Source organism: Streptomyces sp. MI02-7b, from assembly GCF_033793585.1.
Classification (GTDB): Bacteria; Actinomycetota; Actinomycetes; order Streptomycetales; family Streptomycetaceae; genus Actinacidiphila.
Genome location: NZ_JARAWX010000006.1, coordinates 394,451 through 412,367, shown reverse-complemented (window position 1 = coordinate 412,367; position 17,917 = coordinate 394,451). Strand labels below are relative to the sequence as shown.

General features: G+C 73.3%; 17 protein-coding genes. 8 read left to right on the top strand and 9 right to left on the bottom strand.

Translation table 11 applies throughout. From position 1 onward, the window contains the following. The 4 genes from PV364_RS13000 to PV364_RS12985 form a co-directional block, all read right to left on the bottom strand. On the bottom strand, positions 1 to 367 hold a 367-nt coding region (locus tag PV364_RS13000; RefSeq protein ID WP_415924545.1), incomplete at its 3' end, for a 2-oxoglutarate dehydrogenase E1 subunit family protein. 215 nt (positions 368 to 582) lie between these two features. Further along, entirely contained in the window at positions 583 to 1,677 is a 1,095-nt protein-coding gene (locus PV364_RS12995; RefSeq protein WP_319660042.1) for a HAMP domain-containing sensor histidine kinase, read from the bottom strand. Then, on the bottom strand, positions 1,674 to 2,420 hold the full coding sequence (locus PV364_RS12990) for a response regulator transcription factor (RefSeq protein WP_319660041.1): 747 nt from the start codon (positions 2,418 to 2,420) through the stop codon (positions 1,674 to 1,676). Before PV364_RS12990 ends, PV364_RS12995 begins: the two co-directional genes overlap by 4 nt. A gap of 61 nt (positions 2,421 to 2,481) precedes the next feature. After that, positions 2,482 to 3,165 (bottom strand): spermidine synthase, encoded by a 684-nt coding sequence (locus PV364_RS12985; RefSeq protein ID WP_319660040.1) that lies wholly within the window; start codon positions 3,163 to 3,165, stop codon positions 2,482 to 2,484. 134 nt (positions 3,166 to 3,299) lie between these two features. On the opposite strand from PV364_RS12985, the gene lon reads away from it, so the two are divergent. Continuing rightward, positions 3,300 to 5,765, top strand: a complete 2,466-nt coding sequence (gene lon, locus PV364_RS12980) for an endopeptidase La (RefSeq protein WP_319660039.1) — start codon at positions 3,300 to 3,302, stop codon at positions 5,763 to 5,765. A gap of 288 nt (positions 5,766 to 6,053) precedes the next feature. Further along, a complete protein-coding gene (locus PV364_RS12975; protein ID WP_319660038.1) occupies positions 6,054 to 6,476 on the top strand; it encodes a MarR family winged helix-turn-helix transcriptional regulator in 423 nt (140 codons plus the stop codon). A 190-nt stretch (positions 6,477 to 6,666) separates the two neighbouring features. On the opposite strand, the gene PV364_RS12970 is transcribed toward PV364_RS12975, so the two are convergent. Beyond that, positions 6,667 to 7,512 carry a hypothetical protein gene (locus tag PV364_RS12970; RefSeq protein WP_319660037.1) on the bottom strand — a complete coding sequence of 282 codons (846 nt, stop codon included), beginning with the start codon at positions 7,510 to 7,512 and terminating at the stop codon, positions 6,667 to 6,669. A gap of 389 nt (positions 7,513 to 7,901) precedes the next feature. Here PV364_RS12970 and PV364_RS12965 point away from each other — a divergent pair, with 389 nt between their 5' ends. The 6 genes from PV364_RS12965 to PV364_RS12940 all read left to right on the top strand — a co-directional run bounded on the left by PV364_RS12965 (position 7,902) and on the right by PV364_RS12940 (position 14,013). Then, the gene (locus tag PV364_RS12965; RefSeq protein WP_319660036.1) at positions 7,902 to 10,391 is read left to right on the top strand and encodes a nitrate- and nitrite sensing domain-containing protein; all 2,490 of its coding nucleotides are present in this window, start codon (positions 7,902 to 7,904) and stop codon (positions 10,389 to 10,391) included. Then, positions 10,391 to 10,942 carry a roadblock/LC7 domain-containing protein gene (locus PV364_RS12960; protein WP_319660035.1) on the top strand — a complete coding sequence of 184 codons (552 nt, stop codon included), beginning with the start codon at positions 10,391 to 10,393 and terminating at the stop codon, positions 10,940 to 10,942. Before PV364_RS12965 ends, PV364_RS12960 begins: the two co-directional genes overlap by 1 nt. Continuing rightward, positions 10,942 to 11,346 (top strand): DUF742 domain-containing protein, encoded by a 405-nt coding sequence (locus PV364_RS12955; RefSeq protein ID WP_319660034.1) that lies wholly within the window; start codon positions 10,942 to 10,944, stop codon positions 11,344 to 11,346. The genes PV364_RS12960 and PV364_RS12955 overlap by 1 nt, the downstream gene beginning before the upstream one ends. A 1-nt stretch (position 11,347) precedes the next feature. Then, positions 11,348 to 11,950 carry a GTP-binding protein gene (locus PV364_RS12950; RefSeq protein ID WP_319660033.1) on the top strand — a complete coding sequence of 201 codons (603 nt, stop codon included), beginning with the start codon at positions 11,348 to 11,350 and terminating at the stop codon, positions 11,948 to 11,950. Between the two features lie 94 nt (positions 11,951 to 12,044). Continuing rightward, positions 12,045 to 13,280 (top strand): styrene monooxygenase/indole monooxygenase family protein, encoded by a 1,236-nt coding sequence (locus tag PV364_RS12945; protein WP_319660032.1) that lies wholly within the window; start codon positions 12,045 to 12,047, stop codon positions 13,278 to 13,280. A 211-nt stretch (positions 13,281 to 13,491) separates the two neighbouring features. Further along, complete coding sequence (locus PV364_RS12940; RefSeq protein ID WP_319660031.1) at positions 13,492 to 14,013, top strand: DUF3592 domain-containing protein; 522 nt, start codon at positions 13,492 to 13,494, stop codon at positions 14,011 to 14,013. Between the two features lie 45 nt (positions 14,014 to 14,058). Here the strand turns inward: PV364_RS12940 and PV364_RS12935 are convergent, their stop codons facing one another. The 4 genes from PV364_RS12935 to PV364_RS12920 all read right to left on the bottom strand — a co-directional run bounded on the left by PV364_RS12935 (position 14,059) and on the right by PV364_RS12920 (position 17,903). After that, positions 14,059 to 14,844, bottom strand: coding sequence for an alpha/beta hydrolase (locus tag PV364_RS12935; RefSeq protein WP_319660030.1), 786 nt, complete (start codon positions 14,842 to 14,844; stop codon positions 14,059 to 14,061). A gap of 102 nt (positions 14,845 to 14,946) precedes the next feature. After that, entirely contained in the window at positions 14,947 to 15,945 is a 999-nt protein-coding gene (locus tag PV364_RS12930) for a zinc-dependent alcohol dehydrogenase family protein (RefSeq protein WP_415924547.1), read from the bottom strand. A gap of 80 nt (positions 15,946 to 16,025) precedes the next feature. Beyond that, on the bottom strand, positions 16,026 to 16,610 hold the full coding sequence (locus PV364_RS12925; protein WP_319660027.1) for a TetR/AcrR family transcriptional regulator: 585 nt from the start codon (positions 16,608 to 16,610) through the stop codon (positions 16,026 to 16,028). A gap of 141 nt (positions 16,611 to 16,751) precedes the next feature. Then, positions 16,752 to 17,903, bottom strand: coding sequence for an NlpC/P60 family protein (locus PV364_RS12920; RefSeq protein ID WP_319660026.1), 1,152 nt, complete (start codon positions 17,901 to 17,903; stop codon positions 16,752 to 16,754). Between the last annotated feature and the right edge of the window lie 14 nt (positions 17,904 to 17,917).

The following is a 17,917-nucleotide window of genomic DNA, read 5'->3' as shown; positions in this document are numbered from 1 at the left end:
GGGCCGGGGCTGCCGGAGCCGCGGGGGCCGGAGCTGCCGGAGCCGGGGCGCTGACCGGCGCGGGCGCGGCGGCACCGCTGGCGGCCGGCGGAGCGGCCGGCGCTGCTGGGGGAGGCGTCGCAGGACGTCCCGTGGCGACCGCGGAACCCGTATCCGCTCCCGGCTTGTAGTCGGCGAAGAAGTCCCACCAGGCTCGGTCGACCGAGTTCGGGTCCTGGAGGTACTGCTGGTAGATCTCATCGACAAGCCACTCGTTCGGCCCGAATCCCGCGGCAGGGTCCTGACCCTGCCCGTCGGTTTCGGTCCTGGGGGTACCGCCCGGCCGGAGGCTGGGGGAACTCGAGCTATTGGGGGACTGTGGCGACACGGCGGTAACCGCCCTCTTCCGCTTCACAAGGTGATGGACAGCGGGAATAAAGGCTACGCCTATTGGACCGGTTCATGCAGGCCCGGGGGCCAGTCGTCGCCTAAGTCACATCGAAAGTGCGGTTTCGGCGCGGAGATTGGCGGGAAAGGGGTCCTGAATCGACTGCCTCTGGCCGGGCGCAGCAAGCCCCCGGCCGTACTGCGTACGTCAGTGCGTCAGACCGGCGCCGGGGCGGAACCCGGAAGGGTGACGCGTATGCGGCAGCCCCGCGGGGACTCGGCCACCTTGATGTCGCCGCCGTGCAGGTCCACCGCCCAGCGGGCGATGGCCAGCCCCAGCCCCGTACCGCCGTCGCCGGGGCCCGCGCTGCCGCGGTTGAAGCGCTCGAAGACGCGGGTGCGCTCCGCCTCGGGGATGCCGGGGCCCTCGTCCAGTACCTCCAGGTCCAGGCTGCCGGGGCCGGCGCCGCGCCGGGCGCGGACGGTGACCCGGCCGCTGGGCGGGCTGTGCTTGACGGCGTTGTCGACCAGATTGGCGACCACCTGGTGCAGCCGCTCGGCGTCCGCGTACGCGGTGAGCTCCGGCGGCGAGACGTCCAGGTGCAGATGGACGTCCTTGCGCGGCCGTGCGCCCGGCTTGCTGTCCTGCAGCCCCAGGCTCGCGGTCTTGATCACGGCCGACAGGTAGGGCCACACCTCGAAGCGCTTGGCGTCCAGCGGCACGATGCCGCTGTCGAGGCGGGACAGGTCCAGCAGGTGGGCGACGAGCAGGCTGAGCCGCTCGGCCTGCTGCAGCGCGGTGCGCATCGTCTCCGGGTCGGCCTCGGAGACGCCGTCGACGACGTTCTCCAGGACCGCGCGCAGCGCCGCGATCGGCGTGCGCAGCTCGTGTGAGACATTCGCCACCAGTTCCTTGCGGTGCCGGTCGACGGCCTCCAGGTCCGCGGCCATGCGGTTGAAGGCGTCGGCCAGCTCGCCGACCTCGTCACGGCGGGCGGCGGTGACCCGCCGGCCGTAGTCACCGCGGGCCATCCCGATGGCCACCGAGGTCATCTCCCGCAGCGGCGCGGTCAGCCCGTGGGCGACCAGCTGGGAGATGAGCAGCGAGGCGATGATCGAGAAGATCGTGATGATCCTGATCTCGGTCGCGGAGTGCATCGCCACATAGATGAGGAAGGTGGTGATCGCCACGGAGGCGATCACCAGGAACTGCAGCGCCGCCTTGATGGACCGGAACGGGTCCCACGGCCGCAGCGCGGCCCACACACGGTCCCGCAGGCTCGGCGGGGGTGGCGCGCTGAAGGGGCTCATGGCGTGGGGGTCTCCAGGGCGTAGCCGACGCCGTGGACGGTACGGATGCGCTCCGCGCCGATCTTGCGCCGCAGGGCCTTGACGTGGCTGTCGACGGTCCGGGTGCCCGAGGCGTCCGCCCAGTCCCAGACCTCCGCGAGCAGCTGCTCGCGGGAGAGCACGGCGCGCGGCTGCTGCGCCAGGCACACCAGCAGGTCGAACTCGGTGGGCGTCAGGTGCACGTCCGCGCCGCGGACCCGGACCCGCCGCTGGGCGTTGTCGATCTCCAGATCGCCCAGCTGCATGTTGGCGCCGCGCGGGTCGCGGGCGGCGATCGTGGCCCGCTCCACGCGGCGCAGCAGGACGTGCACCCGGGCGACGAGCTCGCGCAGCGAGAACGGCTTGGTCATGTAGTCGTCGGCGCCCACGCCGAGGCCGACCAGCATGTCGGTCTCGTCGTCGCGCGCGGTGAGCATGAGCACCGGCACGGGCCGCGCGGCCTGCACGCGGCGGCAGACCTCCAGGCCGTCGTAGCCGGGCAGCATGACGTCCAGCACCAGCAGGTCGGGCTGCCAGGCGGCGGCGGTGTCCACCGCGGCGGGCCCGTCGCCTGCGGTGCGGACCTGGAAGCCCTCGGCCCGCAGGCGTACGGCGATGGCGTCGGCGATCGTCGCGTCGTCCTCGACCACCAGCACCCGGCGCTGTGCGCCGGGGGTGGCCGCGACCGCTGCGGCGTCGCCCGGAGTCGGCTGAGTGGTGTCCATGTGCGGTCCCCCATGGTCGTTTGCGTTGCGCAGCAGCGTACGGGGCACGACGGTGCCGCGGCTATCCGGGTGTGGTTGCCAGGTGCACGACATCCGGAACGCCCCGTTTCACGGGCGTCTCGATCGTCCGGACCCGCGTGAACTGCGCAGCCCGCAGCGCGTCCTCGAACGCGGCGGACGGCTGGGCCGACCATACCGCCAGTACGCCGCCGGGCGTGAGCCGTGCCCGGCAGGCCGCCAGGCCCTCGGGGCCGTACAGCCCGCGGTTGTCGTCGGTGACCGTCCAGTCGGGGCCGTTGTCGATGTCCAGGCACAGGGCGTCGTAGCTCGCGTCCGCCTCCCGCAGGTACGCCACCAGGTCGCTCTCCAGGACCGCCACCCGCGGGTCGTCCAGCGCGTGCTCGGAGAACGGCGCCAGGTGCCCGTCGCGGTGCCAGTCGACGACCGCGCGCTCGCGCTCGGCCACCGCGATCCGTCCCCAGCGCGGCTCCCGTACCGCGTGGGCCAGTGAGAAACCGACGCCCAGGCCCCCGATCAGCACCGACAGGTCCGCCCGGTCCGGCGGCAGGGCCGCCAGGGCCGCGTCGACGAGCAGCCGCTCGGAGCGGCCGTCGGAGGTGTCCATCAGAAAGGTGCCGTTGGCGATGATCTCGAACCGCTCGCCGTGCCGGCGCAGGGCCACCTCGCCGTACGGTCCCTCGCGGCGGTCGAGTGTGACGGGTCGTCCCTCTTCGTTCGCGTGCATGGGCTCAGCGTAATGAGCGGCGTCAGGGGCTGGTCGGCAGTCGATCGCTCAGAGCGAACACGGTCCGGGGAACACCGGGGGCATCAGAAGCATTGAGTCTGCGTAGCTCAACTTGATTGCTCTAGGGAGAGATAATGGCTCAATCGTCTTCGTCGGCGTTCGCGCCGCTCACCCTGCCCGTGCTGCCGCTCGACGACGCGGTGGTCCTGCCGGGCATGGTCGTGCCCGTGGACCTCACCGACGCCGAGGCGCGTGCCGCGGTCGAGGCGGCCCAGGCCGCACAGCGGTCCGGTCTGCCCGGTGTCGGCAACAAGCCGCGGGTCCTGCTCGTTCCCCGTGTGGACGGCGACTACGCGGGAGTGGGCACGCTGGGCACCGTCGAGCAGGTGGGACGGCTGTCGGACGGCGATCCCGGGGCCGTGATCCGCGGCGTCAGCCGCGTGCGCATCGGCGCCGGCACGACCGGACCCGGCGCCGCCCTGTGGGTGGAGGGGACCGAGCTCCCCGAGCCGGTGCCCGCCGAGGCGCCCGGCACCGTCGCGGAGCTCGTCAAGGAGTACAAGGCACTGGCCACCAGCTGGCTGCGCAAGCGCGGCGCCTGGCAGATCGTGGACCGCGTCCAGCAGATCGACGACGTCTCGCAGCTGGCCGACAACGCCGGATACTCCGGATTCCTCACCACCAAGCAGCGCATCGAGCTGCTGGAGACCACCGACCCCGTCGCCCGGCTGAAGCTCGCCACGCAGTGGCTGCGCGACCACCTGGCCGAGCAGGACGTCGCGGAGACCATCCGCAAGGACGTCCAGGAGGGCATGGAGAAGCAGCAGCGCGAGTTCCTGCTGCGGCAGCAGCTGCAGGCCGTCCGCAAGGAGCTGGCCGAGCTGAACGGCGACCCGGAGGACGAGGCGGACGACTACCGTTCCCGCGTCGAGGCCGCCGACCTGCCCGAGAAGGTGCGCGAGGCCGCCATGAAGGAGGTCGAGAAGCTGGAGCGGTCCAGCGACGCGTCCCCCGAGGGCAGCTGGATCCGCACCTGGCTCGACACCGTCCTGGAACTGCCGTGGAACACCACGACCCAGGACGCCTACGACATCCCCGGCGCGCGGGCGGTGCTGGACGCCGACCACGCGGGGCTGGAGGACGTCAAGGAGCGCATCACCGAGTACCTGGCCGTGCGCAAGCGCCGCACCGACCGCGGTCTCGGGGTCGTCGGCGGGCGCCGCGGCGGCGCGGTGCTGGCCCTGGTGGGCCCGCCCGGTGTCGGCAAGACCTCGCTCGGCGAGTCCGTGGCCCGCGCCATGGGACGGAAGTTCGTGCGCGTCGCGCTCGGCGGCGTCCGCGACGAGGCGGAGATCCGCGGCCACCGGCGCACCTACGTCGGTGCGCTGCCCGGCCGCCTGGTGCGCGCCATCAAGGAGGCCGGGTCCATGAACCCGGTGGTCCTGCTGGACGAGATCGACAAGGTGGGCTCCGACTACCGCGGCGACCCGGCCGCGGCCCTGCTGGAGGTCCTGGACCCGGCCCAGAACCACACCTTCCGGGACCACTACCTGGAGGTCGAACTGGACCTCAGCGACGTGGTGTTCCTCGCCACCGCCAACGTCCTGGAGGCCATCCCCGAGCCGCTGCTGGACCGGATGGAACTGGTGCGGCTGGACGGATACACCGAGGACGAGAAGGTCGTCATCGCACGTGACCACCTGCTGCCGCGCCAGCGCGAGCTGGCCGGGCTCGGCGAGGACGAGGTCGCCGTCGACGACGCGGCCCTGCGCAAGCTGGCCGGGGAGTACACCCGCGAGGCGGGCGTGCGCACCCTGGAGCGGTCGATCGCCCGCATCCTGCGGAAGGTCGCGGCCAAGCACGAGCTCGGCGAGCGCGAGCTGCCGTTCACGGTGACCCCGGAGGACCTGCGGGACCTCATCGGGCGTCCGCACCACGTGCCGGAGTCCGCGCAGGACCCGCAGGAGCGGCGCACCGCGGTGCCGGGCGTGGCCACGGGCCTGGCGGTGACCGGCGCGGGCGGCGACGTCCTCTACATCGAGGCGTCGCTGGCCGATCCGGAGACCGGCGGCAGCGGACTGCAGCTCACCGGGCAGCTGGGCGACGTGATGAAGGAGTCGGCGCAGATCGCGCTCTCCTTCCTGCGCTCGCACGGCGCCGAACTGGAGCTGCCGGTCGGCGACCTGAAGGAGCGCGGCGTCCACATCCACGTCCCCGCGGGCGCGGTCCCGAAGGACGGCCCGAGCGCGGGTGTCACCATGACCACCGCGCTGGCCTCGCTCCTGTCGGGGCGCCGGGTCCGTACGGACGTGGCGATGACCGGCGAGGTGTCGCTGACCGGGCGGGTGCTGCCCATCGGCGGCGTCAAGCAGAAGCTGCTGGCCGCGCACCGCGCCGGGATCACCACCGTCGTGATCCCCAAGCGGAACGAGGCGGACCTGGACGACGTCCCCGCCGAGGTCCTGGAGAAGCTGGAGGTCCACGCGGTCTCGGACGTCCGGCACGTGCTGAAGCTGGCCCTGGAGCCCGCCGTCACCGGTGCGGACACGGGCACGGACGCGGACACGGACTCCGGCCTGGAGACCTCGGTCGCGGCGTGAGTGCTTGGAGACCTCGGTCGCGGCGTGAGTGAGGCCCTGACCGGGTGAGAGAAGAGAGCGGCCCCTCCCATGCGCCTGGGAGGGGCCGCTCCCGCGTGCGCGGGGGCCGGGCGTGGGGTGGGGGAATGACACCGTCCGCGCACGTGCCCCTGGTCACGTCGTTGATCCACGTCTGCGAAATACTGGGGGCGCTGCACATACGGCGGCGCCTGAAGCGAAGTTTCCATCCTGAAAGCGGGTGACCGCGTGGCCGAGACGGCCGGGTCCCACGGAGGTGCCGACCCTGTGATGGAGGCGCTCGAACGCGAACTGACCGTCCTGTTCCGGCGGGCCAGGGCCTCCCAGGGCGAGATGGCCCGCGAGGTGCACCCCGAACTCGAACCCGCGGCGTACGGGCTGCTCGCCCGGCTCGCCGAGACCGGGCCGCAGCGGGCCACCGTCCTGGCCGGGTACTTCGGGGTCGGCAAGGCGACGATGAGCCGCCAGCTGCGCGCCCTGGAGGAACTCGGGCTGATCCTCCGCGAGCCGGACCCGGCGGACGGCCGGGCCTTCCTCGTCCAGCTGACCGCGGAGGGCGAGGCCCGCTTCACCCGCGTGCGCCTCGCGCGGCGGGCCCGCTACGTCAGCCGGCTGAGCGGCTGGGACCGTGTGGAGCTGTCGGAACTGGCGCGGTTGCTGGCTCAGCTGAACGACGCGCAGGAAGGTGCGTGACGCTGCGCTGGGCTTGTGCCGGTGCGGGTGCCGGTGCGGGTGTTTTCGGGTGCGGGTGGGGTGGGGCTGGTCGCGCGGTTCCTCGCGCCCCTTTGGGGGCGGTGGTTAGGGCCGGCAGCGTGTGAGCGCCGTGCCGGTGGGGTGTGGCTGGTCGCGCAGTTCCTCGCGCCGCCCCCTTGGGGCGTCGTGGCTAGAGCTCAACGAAGATCGCGGTGGCGTCGTCGCTCCGCTTGCCGCGGGGGAAGCGGGTGCCGGCCGGGTCGGCGGACTCCGCGAGGCGGACCCGGCGGACGAGTTCGTCGGGTCCGGACTTGCGCAGCAGGGCGAGCAGGCCGGGGCGGTCGGTCTCGCCGAAGACGTCGGCGAGGCGGGTCGCCCCGTCGGTGAGTGCGGCGATCGCGCGCACCGACGACCGCGGCCGCACGCCGGTGACGGCGCGGGCCGCCACCCCCGGGGCCGCCGCGGCCGTGAAGAAGCCTCCCTCGGCGTTGCGGAGCGCCTCGACGGCCTCGACGTACGCCGCCGCTGCCCGCGTGCGCTCCGCGCTCCCGCGCGGCAGCCGACGGACGGCGGCGCGCAGGGCGGGCACGGGATCGGGCAGGTGGTCCAGGCGGTCGTCGAGGACGGCGTGCACCGCGCCGGAGGCGTCCTCGATGAGCAACTCCGAGTCGGATAGCACCAGATGCTCCACGCTGTCCGCATTCCACCGGACCGCCACGACCGTCGCCTGGGGGGTGCGCCGGTGATAAAGGTCACAGGTTTCGCGGTGCGTGTCGGCGGTCCGGGCGATGGCCTGCGCGAGACACTCCGCGAGCGGTGGCGCCGAGTGCGAAACGGACAGTTCGATCATGGAACCGCCCAGCTCGGAGACGTACCAGGGCACTGAGTGGCGGCATCCGGTGGGGCCGTCGGGCGGGGTGACACCGTCCAGCAGGATCAGTGAACCGCCGCCGCCTGATGCGGGCGCGGCGATCGCCGCGAAGTCCTCGTTCGGGCGATCGGGGGTGCCGGGCTCCGTGGCCGTCTCGACGCGCATGCGTCCAGTGTGCGGCACCGGCTCGCGCGGCCTGTTCGAACCCCGGCGGGGGCCCGCCGAGGGGCCCGGGCCGTGAAGGCGCGCATCCTGCCAGGACCGCGCGGAGGACGCCAGTTGCCCGCCGATCCGGTCGGTGAACCCGCGAGTAACGATCCCGCGCGGGAGTTGAACGTCAACTTGTCGGTGCGATTCACTCGTTCGGGTGTCGAGGTGAGGGACGCACATCTGCATTCCGGGTCGGCCTGAGATGGTCGGGACGATGCCGGGAAGAGGCCAGACGTTGCCGTGCTCGGCGCTCGGCCGATGTGTCGTCATCTCGGGACAACTGGACCAGGCAGACGGGATGGCGAGCACCGGTGCGAACACGACGTAACCCGCGGACCAAGCGCGTGCGGCAGAGACTGCTCGGTGCTCTGCTGATCTGCGCCGTCACCGTTCTGGCCGCCTCCGCTCCGGGGGTGGCGACCGCCGTACGGGACCTCGCGGAGTCCCAGCGACTGCTCGGCATGGCCCGGCTGCAGGCGCAGGCGGTCTCCCTCAGCCACGTGCTGGCCGACGAGCGCGACGACACGGCGGTGCTCGTCGCCACCGGGCGGTCCGCCGGGGACGGCACGGGCGGCTCCGCTCCGGAGAAGGAGCGTGCCGACCGGCAGATCGAGGAATTCCGCGCCGCCGCCGCGGACGCCGACACCGCCGACGCCCCGGCTTTCGCCGCCGCGCTCACCGAGGCCGACCGCCGGCTCGCCGAACTGCCCGCGATCCGGCAGAAGGCGCACTCCGGGCCCGGCGGCGCCGTCGCCGCCGTCATGGCCTACCAGCCCTCCATCGACGCGCTGAACGGCGTGGGCGCGGCCGTCGCCAGGTCACTGCCCGCCCGCGGCGCCTCCGCCGACACCACCGCGCTGCCCTTCCTCGCACGCGCCGTCGACCAGGCCTCGTTCCAGCGCGGACTGCTGGTCGGCGCGCTCGCCGCGGGCGGCCCGCAGGCCGAACCGGTGGGCGCCGCGCAGACCGCGGCGGTGGGCGAGCGGACGGCACTGGCCGACTTCCGCGCCGCCGCGTCGTCCGCCGCGGAGGAGCAGTACGAGCAGACCGTCACCGGCTCCGACGTGGCCACCGCCGAACGGCAGCTGAAGACGCTGCTGGACGCGGGGTCGCTCTCGGCCGACGACCAGAAGCTCACGTCCTCCTCCGCGCAGTCCGCGCTCTCCGCGCGGATCGACCTGATGCGCGGGGTCGAGTCCTCCCTCGCCGCGGCCTCCGCCGACCACCTCGCCGCGCTGCGCTCCGACGACGTCACCGGCCTCGAACTGCACGTCGCGCTGGCCGGCGTGTGCTTCCTGCTGGTGCTCGGCACCTGCGTCTCCACCGCCCGCTCGATCACCCGGCCCGTCGCCGCGCTCAACCGTTTCGCACGCGGTGACGTACCGGCCGACGAGCAGGTCAAGGCCGTCGGCTCGGACGAGTTCGCGGCGGTGGCCCGCGCCGTCAACGCGCTGCGCGCGCAGACCGCGGGCCTGCACGACCGGGTCGCCGGGCAGGACGCCGAGTACACGCGGGTGCAGGGCGTGCGCGACGCGCTCGCCGCCGAACGCGACCTGCTGCGCAGCCGGCAGGAGGAACTGACCGCCGAACTCGCCACCCTGCGCGGCAGCGTCGGCGCCACCTATGTGAACCTCACCCTGCGCACGCTCGGCCTGGTCGAGCGGCAGCTCACGCTCATCGAGAAGCTGGAGGAGCTGGTCCACGACCCGGACGAGCTCGCCCAGCTGTTCCGCCTGGACCACCTGGCCACCCGGATGCGCCGCAACAGCGAGAACCTGCTGCTGCTCGCGGGCACCGAGCACGGCCACGCGCACCCCCGGCCGGTCCCGCTGGTGGACGTGGCCCGCGCCGCGGTCTCCGAGATCGAGACGTACGAACGGGTCCGCATCCAGCAGCTGCCCGCCGGCCGGATCGCCGGGTTCGCCTCGGACGACCTCAGCCACCTCGTCGCCGAACTGCTGGAGAACGCCACCACGTTCTCGCCGCCGGAGACCGAGGTGCAGCTGTCCGGCTGGATGCTGGAGAACGGCGAGCTGATGCTGTCCGTCGAGGACGAGGGCATCGGCCTCCCGGCCGCCCGGCGGGAGGAGCTCAACGACCTGCTGGCACAGGCCGATCCGGCCGCGCCGGCCTCCGAGGCCACCGGCATGGGCGCGTACGTGATAGCCCGGCTCGCCGCCCGGCACGGCATCCGCGTCCAGTTGCGCGACGCCAAGCACGGCGGCACGACCGCGGTCGTGGTCGTCCCCGCCTCGCTCACCGCGCCCGCGGAGGACCCGGAAGGACCGCAGACCCCGGTCGAGGCCGCGGTCGCAGGGGAGCCGTGGCAGCCGCGCGCGGCCCGGACCCGGTCCGCCCCGCTGCCGGCCCCGCGCGAGGAGCGGGACGGACTGTCGGCGGGCCAGGAGGCGGGGGAGCCCGCGGCCGAGGGGGACGGCGCCGGGCACGAACCGATCGAGCACGCCCGCGCCGACCAGCCGGTACCCGCGCCGGTGCCGGTGCCGGCGCCCGCCTCGGACGGGACGCCGCTGACCGCCAAGGGACTGCCTCAGCGCGTCCCGCGCGCCACCGGCCTGTCGGGCGAGCCCCAGGTCCGTGACGCCCGCCAGGGGAGGGCGGTGGACCCGGAGGAACTGCGGCGCAAGCTCGGTGGCTTCGCCCAGGGCCTGCGCGAGGGGCGGGCGGACGCGGACGCCGAGACACGCGAGATCCGGCGCGACACGGACGCGCCCCAGGGGACGCCCCTGGGGACGAGGGAAACAGCGGAAGAGAAAGTCAGCTCGGGGGGACCACAACAAGTCGAAGCCGAAGGCGTCGAGGAGGCACGCGGTTGATGTCGGCCAGAACGGACACCCAGAGCGAGCGGGACCTGAGTCACGAGGCACGCAACCTCCAGTGGCTGCTGCGCAATTTCGTGGACGACGTGCCGGGCGTCCGCTCCGTGGCCGTCGTCTCGTCGGACGGACTGCTGCTGCTGAACTCCGAGTCGGACGAGCCCGACGCGCCGGACGATCCGGCCGGTGCCGCGGACGCGTCCGGGCAGTCCGCCGACGATGACGACGACACCGCCGCGGGACCGCCCAAGGGCCCGGCCGGCACCTTCGCCGACCTGGCGACGGTGGTCTCCGGCATCGCCTCCCTCACCGACGGCGCCGCGCGCCTGATGGAGGGCGGCGGGGTCCGGCAGACGGCGGTCGCGATGGAGAACGGCAGCGTGTTCGTGATGTCGATCAGCGACGGCTCGCTGCTGGGCGTCCACGCGGACGCCGAGTGCGACATGAGCATCGTGGCGTACCACATGGCCCTCTTCGTCGGCCGGGCCGGCCATGTGCTCACCCCGCAGCTCCGCACGGAGTTGCGGCAGGCGATCGAAGGAGCCCGCTGATGCCCCGGCACGCCGCGGCGCTCCCGGTCCGCGGCGCCGGACGGCGCTCCGCCCGGGTGCGCCCTTACGCGCTGACCGGTGGCCGCACGTCCTTCGGGCACGTGCTGCTCGTCGAGACCTTCGTGGCCACGATCGACGGTGCGCAGGAGCGCCGCGAACTGACCTCCGGGGGCTGGGCGGAGCGCGTGATGCCGGAGATGCGCGCCATCGTCGAGCTGTGCCGCCGGATGCGCTCGGTCGCCGAGATCTCCGCGCTGCTGCGCATGCCGCTGGGCGTCGTCCGCGTGCTGCTCAGCGATTTGGCCGATCAGGGAAGGATCCGTGTGTACGGGACCGGGCACGGGCCCGGCACCCCCGATCGCGCGCTGCTGGAGAGGGTGCTCGGTGGACTTCGCAGGCTCTGAGATGACGTCGGTGGCGGAGGAAGAGGGCCTGCAGGAGTGGCAACTGGACGTGAGTCGCGCGCCCACCTCAACCAAGATCGTCGTGGCGGGCGGTTTCGGCGTGGGCAAGACCACGTTCGTCGGCGCGGTCTCCGAGATCACCCCGCTCACCACCGAGGCGGTGATGACCCGGGCCAGTGAGGACATCGACGACCTCGGGTCGACCCCGGACAAGAAGACGACCACGGTGGCGATGGACTTCGGCCGCATCACGCTGGACCGGGAGCTGGTGCTGTACCTGTTCGGCACGCCCGGCCAGCAGCGGTTCTGGTTCATGTGGGACGACCTGGTGCGCGGCGCGATCGGCGCGGTGGTGCTGGCCGACACGCGGCGGCTGGCGGACGCCTTCCCGGCGCTGGACTACTTCGAGACCAGCGGGCTGCCGTACGCGGTGGCGGTGAACCAGTTCGAGGGCACCACCGCGTACGACGAGATCGACGTCCGTGAGGCGCTGGCCGTACCGGACGAGGTCCCCGTGCTGATCTGCGACGCGCGCGACCGCGCGTCGGTGATCCAGGTGCTGCTGGCCCTGGTCAAGCAGGCCCTGGTCGCCCACCCGGAGTAGCAGCCCCGCGGCGGTTGCTCCCGCGGGCGGGCGCCGCCGCAATCCCGACCCACCTCACCCCATTCAGCAGCACCGTACGAGAGAGCGTGCCGTCTTGCGCAGAATACTGATCGTGGGGGCCGGGCAGTCCGGCCTCCAACTGGCCCTGGGGCTGCAGGCCCAGGGCTACGAGGTCACCGTCATGTCCAACCGCACGGCGGACGAGATACGCGAGGGGCGTGTCATGTCCACCCAGTGCATGTTCGACAGCGCTCTCGGTCACGAGCGCGACCTCGGCGTCAACTTCTGGGAGGACCGGGCCCCGCGGATCGAGGGCCTGGGCGTCTCGGTCGCCGCCCCCGACGGATCCCGTCCGATCGACTGGGTCGGCCGGCTCGACGGGTACGCCCAGTCCGTCGACCAGCGCGTGAAGATGGCCGGCTGGCTGGAGACCTTCGGCCGGCGCGGCGGAAAGCTGGTCGTCCACGGCGTCACCGTCGGCGACCTGGACTACTTCTCCCGCGCCTACGACCTGGTGCTGGTCGCGGCCGGCAAGGGCGAACTCGTCTCGCTGTTCGGCCGGGACGCCGCCCGCTCCCCGTACGACAGCCCCCAGCGCGCGCTGGCCGTCGCCTATGTGCACGGCCTCGGCCCGCGGCCGGAGCACCCGGACTTCCACGCGGTGCGGCTCAACATGGTCCCGGGAGCCGGTGAGCTGATCGTCATCCCGGCGCTCACCACCTCGGGCCCCTGCGACATCCTGTTCTGGGAGGGGCTGCCCGGCGGCCCGCTCGACGTCTTCGCCGACGTGAAGGACCCCGCGGAGCACCTGCGCATCACGCTGGACCTGATGAAACGTCACCTCCCGTGGGAGTACGACCGGGCCCGCGACGTCGAACTGACCGACGCCGGCGGCACCCTGGCCGGCCGCTTCGCCCCGATCGTCCGCCACCCGGTCGCCGAGCTGCCCTCGGGCGGCCTCGTCCTCGGCGTCGCGGACGTCGTGGTCGCCAACGACCCCATCACGGGCCAGGGGTCCAACAGCGCGTCCAAGTGCGCCGCCGCCTACCTCGCGGCGATCGTCGAGCACGGCGACGAGCCCTTCGACCGCGCGTGGATGGAGTCCGCCTTCGCCCGCTTCTGGTCCACCGCGGAGCCGGTCACCAAGTGGACCAACGCCCTCCTCGGCCCCCCGCCGGAGCACATCCTCGGCCTGATCGGCGCGGCCGGCCAGTTCCCGGCGGTCGCCGACCGCTTCGCGAACGGCTTCGACGACCCGTCCGACTACGAGTCGTACTTCTACGACCCCGAGAAGACCGCCGCCTACCTGGCCTCGGTCGCCGGCGCGTGAGCATCCCCGGCCGCTGAGACCCACGGGCCGCCGGCGCGGGCGAACACGCCGGCGGCCCTGACCGGAACGAGGCCCTGTGCAGGCCCGCCCGTGGTGGACGGTGCCGGCCGACTCCCTCCACGATCCGAGCACAGCACCCGTCCCGCCCCGATGAGCTGCCATGATCTGCCGAGGCGGCGCAGCGGAACGCGGTGTGCCGGGAGGACAGAAGGTGCGGTGGACGGACGCCGGCGAGATACCCCTGGTGCTCGTGCCCGGTCTCATGGCGGCGGGGGCACTCATCGGTGCGGGCTTCACCGTGCGCTCGTGGCACCGCACTCGAGCCGTGCTGCGTGACGGGCAGCGCGTGCCCGCCCGCTGCGTCCGGATCCACACGCGGGTGAGCGGCGACGGGGAGAACGGCACGTCCTCACGCCAGCGTTACGTCCTGGAGTACGCGGTCCCCGCGGGCGCCACGCACCGGATCGACGAGGGGACGCTGCCGTCCACGACGTGCGAAGGCGACATGGTCACCGTGGCCTACGACACCCGACGACCCGGCCAGGGCGTGGTCGTGCCGCCGGACGGCGGAACGGGAGGCGTGGGCGCGGCTGTTCTCGTCGCGTTCCTGCTCGTCTTCACCGTCGGAGCGCTGGCTTTCGCCCACAGCGCGGCCGGCAGCTTCGACGACGGCGACATGAACGCCCCGTTCGGCGACAGCGGGATCTCCGTGCTCGCACCGGGAACCGCGTGAGTCCGAGCGTTCGGGCCGCCGCGGCGCACCGGCCGCGGGCGTCGGTCAGCGGGCGAGGAACGGGACGAGTGCCGCCAGGAGTTCGGTGGGCGCGTCCAGCGGGATGAGGTGGGCCGCCGCGGGGAATTCGACCAGGGCGGCGCCGGGGATCTCGGCGGCGTAGCGGCGGGCGATGTCCTGGAAGTCGGCGACGTCGAGGCGCCCGAAGCCGACGAGCGTGGGAACGGTGATCGTGGCGACGTCGCGGTCCGTACCGCCCTCGGAGTGCTGCCCGACGGTCTCCTGATGGGTCAGTGCGATCCGCATCGGGTCGCGCAGTCGGTCGGCGAGTCCCGGGGCGACGTCCTCCCAGCCGCGGCTGGGACCGCGCAGCCACATGTCCATGTTGACCGCGACTGCGGCGTCCAGGTCTCCTGCGGCGAGAGCCGCCGTCTCGGCCTCGTCGTACGCGACCATCTCCGCCGACCAGTCGTATCCGCGCCACGGCGGGGCGAGCATGGTCAGCGAGTGGACGCGGTCGGGGTGGGTGAGGGTGAAGTCCGCGGCCACGCGGCCGCCCCAGGAGGCGCCGACGATCCGGACCCGGTCGTGACCGAGGTGGTCCAGGAGGCGGAGCAGGTCGTCGGTCTCGCTGAACGGGCCGGTCGGCGGCGGGGACTGGCCGAAGCCGCGCAGGTCGTACCGGACGACGGTGTGCCGCTCCGCGAGGGCGGGCGCCACCGCGTCCCACATGCGGTGGTCGGCGACGCCGGCGTGCACGAGGACGACGGGTGGGCCTTCGCCGGTGACGGTGCAGAAGAGATGGCCGAGATGATCACTGAGTAGGGGCATCCGTGGATACTCGCAGGTCGGCGCCGCACGGGCCACCGAATTGCCGTCGGGCCCCGGGCCGTTCCCGTGCAGCGGCCCCGGACCCGATCCGGACCCGGGCGGTCAGCCGGTGACGTCGACCACGATCTTGCCCGCCGTGGCGCCGTGTTCGACGGCGGCGTGCGCCTCGGCGGCCGTGGCGAGGGTGAACCGCCGGGGGTCGACCCGCGGCCGCAGGGCTCCGGCCGCGACCAGGGCGGCCGCCTCGCGGAGGATCTCGCCGTGGTGCTCGCGCCCCCGGCCGGTGAGCAGGGGCAGCAGCGTGAAGACCCCTGAGTAGCTCGCGCCGCGGAAGGACAGCGGCGCGAGGCTGTGGGTGCCCCAGCCCAGCGCGGTCACCACGTGGCCCGTGTAGGTGCGTACGGCGGTGAACGACGCGTCGAGCGTCTCGCCGCCCACCGTGTCGTACACGATGTCGAAGCCCTCGCCGCCGGTGTGCTCGGCGACGTAGTCCTCGACCGGGGTCGCCGTGCGGTCGATCGGGGTGGCGCCGAGTTCCGCGATCGTCCGCAGGCTGTGCGGCGCCCCGGTGGCGAAGACCCGCGCGCCGCGGGCGTGCGCGAGCTGCACGGCGACATGCCCGATGCCGCCGGCGCCGCCGTGCACCAGCACCGTGTGGCCCTCGCGCACGCCCGCCCGGTCCACCAGGCCCTCCCAGGCGGTGACGAAGACCAGCGGCAGGGCGGCGGCCTCGCGCATGCTCAGGGCGGCGGGCTTGCGGGCCAGCAGCCGGGCGTCGACGGCCGCGTACTCTGCGAGGGATCCCTGCACGTCCCCGACGCCGCCGGTGAGCCCGTAGACCTCGTCGCCCGGGGCGAAGCCGGTGACGTCCGGGCCGACCGCCTCGACCACGCCGGCCAGGTCCAGGCCCAGCACGGCGGGCAGCCGGCTGCGGGCGTGGGCGGCCTTCCCGGCCCGGATCTTGGTGTCCAGCGGGTTCACCCCACTGGCCTCGACCCGGACCAGCACCTGGCCGGGGCCGGCCACCGGAACCGGGAGCTCGCCCAGGGCCAGGGGGCCGCCGAACCGTTCCAGCACCACCGCGCGCATGGCGGACATGATTTCTCCAATCGAACAGACAGGTCTGTTTCATTATGTCGGAAGGACGCCCTCGTCCACGGTGTGGAGGAGGGCGGAAGGGGTCAGACGGCCGGCGGGCAGGCCCGCTCGACGACGGCGCGTGCCGCGGCCTTGGCGGCGGTCGGCATGGCGGGGTCCTGCTCCAGCTTGCCCGCCGCGAGTGTGCCGTCGATCAGCAGCGTGAGCTGCAGGGCGAGCCCGTCGGGGTCGACGGCCCCGGCGGCTTCGGCGAGGCCGCGCACCCACGCGCGGACGGTCCGCTTGTGCTCGGCGGTCACCTCGTGCGGCAGGCTGCCCGGCTCGCTCTCGGCGGCGGCGTTGATGAACGGGCAGCCGTGGAAACCGTGCCGCCGGTACGCCGCGTCGACCGCGTCGAACAGGCCCACCAGTTGCTCGCGGGCGTCGTCGCCGGCCGCCAGCGCGGCGGCGCGCAGCTTGCCCCGCCAGGAGTCGTCGACTCGGCGCAGATAGGCGGCGGCCAGCTCGTCCTTGGAGGGGAAGTGCACGTACAGCGTCGACTTGGCCACGCCCGACTCCGCGATGATGCGGTCGACGCCCACGCCGCGCAGCCCGTGCGCCGAGAACAGCTCCTCGGCCGTCGTCAGGATGCGCTCGCGCGCCGGGAGGCGTTTGACCGTGGCGGGCATGCCGATCACCTGGTTCTGCCGGGGGCCCGGCGGGCCCGTCGCGGCAAAACTAACAGACAGGTCCGTCCGATGCGCGGTGACGCCGGTCACGCGGCAGGCGGTGAGCGGCGAGCCGCGGGCGGTCGTGCGGACGCGGGCCCGTCAGGAGCCCGTGCTGCCGCCCTGGGAGGCCCGGTCCTTCGCCGTGTCGGGAGCGGTCGGCGAGACGTAGTGCTTCATCGACGGCTCGTCGGAGTCGGGGCGGACGGCCCCGAGGATCGGGTTGGCGGCGATGGGGGAGATCTTGACGACGCTCCCGGGGCGGGGCGCCTGGATGACCAGGCCGTTGCCGATGTAGATCGCCACGTGCGTGGCGCCGGGGAAGTAGATCACGAGGTCGCCGGGGCGCAGCAGGTTGAGCGGGATGTGCGGCAGTTGCTTCCACTGCTCCTGGCTGGTGCGCGGGATGGGGGTTCCCGCGTGCAGCCAGGCCTGCGAGGTCAGCCCCGAGCAGTCGTACGCCTTCGGGCCCTCGGCGCCCCAGATGTAGGGCTTGCCGATCTGCGCGTAGGCGAAGCTCAGCGCGCTGTTGCCGACCTTGGACGGTGCGAGCGAGAGGCTGCCGAGCTGCCCCGATCTCAAGAACGCCTCCTGGGCCCGGTCGATGCCCTGTTCCTCGAGGCGCTGCAGATCGGCGAGCTGGGTGCCGGTGAGGCCGGCGAGGATCTGCTCGACGGTCGCGAGCTGCTTCTCGATCTCCTCCTTGGCGTCGCGCTGCCGGTCCGCGAGTTGCAGCGAGCCGTCCAGCGCGTGCTGCTGGGCGCGGCTGAGCGCGGCGATCCGCTTCTCGCCGTTCTCCAGCTGCGCGACCAGTTCGGCCTGGCTGCCGGCCGCGCGGTCGAGCATGTGGCTCTGGGTGAAGGCGTCCTGCGGGTCGCCGCTCAGCAACAGGCTGAGGTACGGGGAGACCCCGCCCTCCTTGTACTGCTCGCGGGCGAGTTGCCCTGCCAGGGCGCGGGCGTCGGCCAGCGCGGTGCGCTCCTCGGCGAGCTGGCGGTCCAGGCGGTCGGCCTTGCCGCGGTTCTCGCTGAGTTCTGACTCCGCCTGGTCGTAGGTCTCGGTGGCCTCCTCGGCCCTGAGGTAGAGGTCCTGCAGCCGTTCCAGCAGGACGACCAGGGTCGGGCCGCTGGGATACGGGTCCGCGGGCATCGCGCGCGCGTTCTGCGCGGGCAGTCCGAGGGCCGCGGCGGCCAGCAGCGTCCCGCAGACGAGTGCCCTGCGCACCCACTCCTTGGGCCTGCTTGCTGCTGACATCCCTTCACCTCCGA

Coding starts and splice junctions, on each gene's coding strand:
- PV364_RS12935 (WP_319660030.1), bottom strand. CDS start 14,844: ATGCCCCTACTCAGTGATCATCTCGGCCATCTCTTCTGCACCGTCACC.
- PV364_RS12970 (WP_319660037.1), bottom strand. CDS start 7,512: ATGCGCGTCGAGACGGCCACGGAGCCCGGCACCCCCGATCGCCCGAAC.
- lon (WP_319660039.1), top strand. CDS start 3,300: ATGGCTCAATCGTCTTCGTCGGCGTTCGCGCCGCTCACCCTGCCCGTG.
- PV364_RS12950 (WP_319660033.1), top strand. CDS start 11,348: ATGACGTCGGTGGCGGAGGAAGAGGGCCTGCAGGAGTGGCAACTGGAC.
- PV364_RS12975 (WP_319660038.1), top strand. CDS start 6,054: ATGGAGGCGCTCGAACGCGAACTGACCGTCCTGTTCCGGCGGGCCAGG.
- PV364_RS12920 (WP_319660026.1), bottom strand. CDS start 17,903: ATGTCAGCAGCAAGCAGGCCCAAGGAGTGGGTGCGCAGGGCACTCGTC.
- PV364_RS12955 (WP_319660034.1), top strand. CDS start 10,942: ATGCCCCGGCACGCCGCGGCGCTCCCGGTCCGCGGCGCCGGACGGCGC.
- PV364_RS12990 (WP_319660041.1), bottom strand. CDS start 2,420: ATGGACACCACTCAGCCGACTCCGGGCGACGCCGCAGCGGTCGCGGCC.
- PV364_RS12995 (WP_319660042.1), bottom strand. CDS start 1,677: ATGAGCCCCTTCAGCGCGCCACCCCCGCCGAGCCTGCGGGACCGTGTG.
- PV364_RS12960 (WP_319660035.1), top strand. CDS start 10,391: ATGTCGGCCAGAACGGACACCCAGAGCGAGCGGGACCTGAGTCACGAG.
- PV364_RS12985 (WP_319660040.1), bottom strand. CDS start 3,165: ATGCACGCGAACGAAGAGGGACGACCCGTCACACTCGACCGCCGCGAG.
- PV364_RS12925 (WP_319660027.1), bottom strand. CDS start 16,610: ATGCCCGCCACGGTCAAACGCCTCCCGGCGCGCGAGCGCATCCTGACG.